Consider the following 414-nt stretch of genomic DNA (forward strand, 5'->3'; position numbering starts at 1 on the left):
ATCCACGTACGCGAGGTGATCGGCGTTCTCCGCATCGATCTTGCGGGCGATGCGCTTGCCGCCGGGAATGGTGTCGAGCGAGGACTTGCGCATGCCGGTGGTGAGCGCGGCGATCATCGCCGGCACGAACGGATGCACCTCGCGGGAGGTGAACGAGCCGAAGTCGCGACTGAAGGCGGTGCGACTGATCGTCTCCATCGTCAGCTTGGTCATGTCGGCGGTGACGTCGATCGGACCGTCCACCGCATCCCAGACATCGAACATCTCGCGAGCGGTGTCCAGCATGGTGGTGTGGTAGCCCCGCATCGAGTCCTTCGTGAAGGCGGGCATGAGGAGGTCGTGGGCGCGTTGCCAGTTCGGCTCGCCGTCGTACGCGGTGAACAAGGCGTCTCCGACGAACTCGCGGAGCGCCTC

General features: G+C 65.2%; 1 protein-coding gene. It reads right to left on the reverse strand.

The genetic code is table 11. The annotated features are described in order from the left end of the window. Positions 1-414, reverse strand: a 414-nt coding sequence (locus tag D9V41_RS16535) for a cytochrome P450 (RefSeq protein ID WP_121795623.1), incomplete at both ends; no start/stop codon positions are given.

The sequence above is a fragment of the Aeromicrobium phragmitis genome (genome assembly GCF_003674095.1).
In the GTDB taxonomy this organism is placed as follows: Bacteria; Actinomycetota; Actinomycetes; order Propionibacteriales; family Nocardioidaceae; genus Aeromicrobium; species Aeromicrobium phragmitis.